This window comes from Acidovorax facilis (genome assembly GCF_023913775.1).
Classification (GTDB): Bacteria; Pseudomonadota; Gammaproteobacteria; order Burkholderiales; family Burkholderiaceae_C; genus Acidovorax; species Acidovorax facilis.
Window position 1 is genome coordinate 1 of sequence record NZ_JAMXAX010000232.1, and the last position, 3,145, is coordinate 3,145.

Genomic DNA, 3,145 nt, shown 5'->3' on the forward strand with positions numbered 1-3,145 from the left:
GGCAACGCTGAGCCAGCGCGCAAACAACGCGATCGTCGCCACGCAAACTGCATCCACCTTCTTCATCATGCCCGCGATATTCGCGGGACATGTGGCTCAACTCAAGATGCCTCGGCTGGACGCTTACAAAGATCACATCAGCGCCTGACGTCATACTGGCTGAAGTTGCTCTTCCTCCGTTGAACATGTCTTCAGAAGAGCGCGAAAAGGTGACTGAGCATGGTCGCCATGACGTACGTAACAGCTAAACAGGCAGCCTGCACAAATGAATCACTGTGCGTGTTCTCAGAGTCAATTCTGAAGGAAGTTTTTGTGGGGATTCGTGTATGCCCAGCCGTAAATTGTCGCCATCGCTAAACTGGCTTGGCAATCGCTAGCGACCTCGCTTGCTCTCATTCATCAGCCTGGAAACCGCATGTCCGACACCCTCTACACGCCCCCCGCCATCTGGCAATGGAACAAGGAAAACGGCGGTCAGTTCGCCAGCATCAACCGGCCCATTGCCGGTGCTACGCATGACGAGGAACTGCCCGTAGGTCGCCACCCGCTGCAGCTATATTCGTTGGGCACGCCCAATGGCGTCAAAGTCACGGTCATGCTGGAAGAGCTGCTGGCGCTGGGCCACAACGGGGCGGAGTACGACGCATGGCTGATCCGCATCAACGAGGGTGAGCAGTTTGGCAGCGGGTTCGTGTCTGTGAACCCCAATTCCAAGATCCCCGCGCTGCTGGACCGCACCGACCCCGCCAACCCTGTGCGGGTGTTTGAGTCTGGGGCGATCTTGATGTACCTGGCCGAGAAGTTTGGCAGCGCCTTCTTGCCCAAAGACGGCGCTGCGCGCGCCGAGTGCCTGTCATGGCTGTTCTGGCAGATGGGCAGTGCACCTTTCGTGGGCGGCGGGTTTGGTCATTTTTATGCCTATGCGCCGGTCAAGATCGAGTACGCGATCGACCGCTATGCGATGGAGGCCAAACGCCAGCTCGATGTGCTGAACCAGCGCCTGGCCGTGACGGAGTACGTGGCGGGCAATGAGTACACGGTGGCCGATATTGCGATCTGGCCCTGGTATGGCTTGCTAGTGAAAGGGCAGGCCTACAACGCGGGCGAGTTTTTGCAGGTGCATGAGTACAAGCATGTGGTGCGCTGGGCCGAACAGGTGGCCAAGCGCCCGGCGGTGCAGCGGGGGCGCAAGGTGAACCGCGTGCAGGGCGACCTGGCCAGCCAGTTGCGCGAGCGGCATGACGCCAGCGACTTTGACACAAAGACGCAGGACAAGATCGAGGCTGCGGCAGCAGCTTCTTCACCCGCACGCTGAGTGTTTTTGCAAGGCGTCACCATGATCACTTTGTACGACTGCACCACCGCGCCCAGCCCGCGCCGCGCGCGCATCCTGCTGGCAGAAAAGGGTGTGGCCCACGACACCGTGCAGGTGGACCTGCGCAATGGCGAGCAACTGGGCGATGCCTACCGCCAGATCAACCCGCAGTGCACGGTGCCCGCGCTGCGCACCGAAGAGGGTTTGCTGCTGACCGACAACGCGGCCATCACCGCGTATGTCGAGGCGCGCTACCCACAGCCTGCGTTGCTGGGCGAGACGCATGCAGAAAAGGCCGAGATTGCGAGCTGGAACTGGCGCATGGAGTTCGAGGGCCTGTTGGCCATTGCCGAGGCGCTGCGCAACAGCGCGCCCGCCATGGCCAACCGGGCATTGCCCGGCGCGGTGGACTACCCGCAAATTCCGGCCCTGGCCGAGCGGGGGCTGGTGCGCGTGGGGCAGTTCTTTCAGCTGCTCAACGAGCGCCTGGCGGACCGCGACTTCATTGCCACCGACCGCTTCAGCGTGGCCGACATCACGGCGGTGGTGGCGGTGGACTTTGCGCGGGTGGTCAAGCACAAGCCGGGCGAGCAGCACCCGCACTTGCTGCGTTGGCGTGCGGCCATGGCGCAGCGGCTGTCGATGTCGCTCTAACTATCGCGCTGCTCCAGTCCCCGTTTTAGTCGCAATGGGTGGATGCAAGGATTGCGCATCGGGCCTGTTCCTTGCATTGTTAGCCCATGCGCCTTCGCCACATAGAAGTTTTCAACGCCGTCATGCTCACCGGCAGCGTGAGCGCGGCGGCCCGCCTCATCAACGTCACCCAGCCGGCGGTCAGCCGCATCCTGGCGCATGCCGAGCTGCAGCTGGGCTTTCCGCTGTTCCATCGCCTCAAGGGCAAGCTGGTGCCCACCACCGAGGCGCAGACGCTGTACCCGCACATCGAGCGTTTGTTCACCCAGCTCGATGATGTGCAGCGCCTGGCCAATAGCTTGAAGGGCGATCAGCGCGAGGGCGAGTTGCACATCCTCAGCGTGCTGGCGCTGAGCTACGAGGTGCTGCCGCGCGCGCTGCGGTTCTTTCGGCAGAAGCATCCCGATGTGAAGGTCACCATTGATGCGCTGCACTCGCCGCAGATCGTCTCTGTGAATCGCCCCGGGTTTTGAGGAGGCTCAACACTCTGAGAGGATTGAGCCATGAAGAAAACGAACAAGTTCTCGCCCGAGGTGCGTGAGCGCGCAGTGAGAATGGTGCAGGAGCAGCGCGGGGAGTACCCATCCCTGTGGGCTGCCATCGAATCCATTGCCCCTAAGATTGGCTGCGTGCCGCAGACCCTGAACGAGTGGGTCAAGCGTGCCGAAGTTGATGCAGGCACGCGAGAAGGCGTCACCACAGCCGAAGCCCAGCGGGTCAAGGAGCTGGAGCGCGAGGTCAAAGAATTGCGCCGAGCCAACGAGATATTGAAGCTGGCCAGCGCGTTTTTCGCCCAGGCGGAGCTCGACCGCCGGCTCAAGTCTTGAGGGCCTTTATCGACCAGCAGCGCAATGCTTTCGGGGTCGAGCCGCTCTGCAAGGTCTTGCAGGTTGCCCCGTCAGCGTATCGGCGCCACGCCGCGCTGGTGCGCGAGCCTCACAAACGCTGCGCCAGAGCGAAACGAGACGAATTGCTGATGCCGCAGATTCAACGAGTCTGGCAGGCCAACAGTAAGCGTCCAGCCGAGGCATCTTGAGTTGAGCCACATGTCCCGCGAATATCGCGGGCATGATGAAGAAGGTGGATGCAGTTTGCGTGGCGACGATCGCGTTGTTTGCGCGCTGGCTCAGCGTTGCC

Annotated in this window: 2 protein-coding genes, 2 pseudogenes and 1 other annotated feature; all 4 genes and pseudogenes read left to right on the plus strand. The window is 61.8% G+C overall.

All coding sequences use genetic code 11. The features are described 5' to 3' along the window. The first annotated feature begins 415 nt into the window (after positions 1-415). The gene (yghU, locus tag NFX52_RS29570) at positions 416-1,315 is read left to right on the plus strand and encodes a glutathione-dependent disulfide-bond oxidoreductase (RefSeq protein ID WP_055403109.1); all 900 of its coding nucleotides are present in this window, start codon (positions 416-418) and stop codon (positions 1,313-1,315) included. Positions 1,316-1,336: 21 nt separating this feature from the next. Further along, positions 1,337-1,969, plus strand: coding sequence for a glutathione S-transferase family protein (locus NFX52_RS29575; RefSeq protein WP_055403111.1), 633 nt, complete (start codon positions 1,337-1,339; stop codon positions 1,967-1,969). 86 nt (positions 1,970-2,055) lie between these two features. Beyond that, positions 2,056-2,460: pseudogene (locus NFX52_RS29580) on the plus strand (LysR family transcriptional regulator); the annotation flags it as partial. 51 nt (positions 2,461-2,511) lie between these two features. Further along, positions 2,512-3,017, plus strand: a pseudogene (locus NFX52_RS29585) (transposase); the annotation flags it as partial. Then, positions 2,790-2,906, plus strand: a sequence feature (AL1L pseudoknot). (Overlaps the previous pseudogene by 117 nt.) Positions 3,018-3,145: the final 128 nt, after the last annotated feature.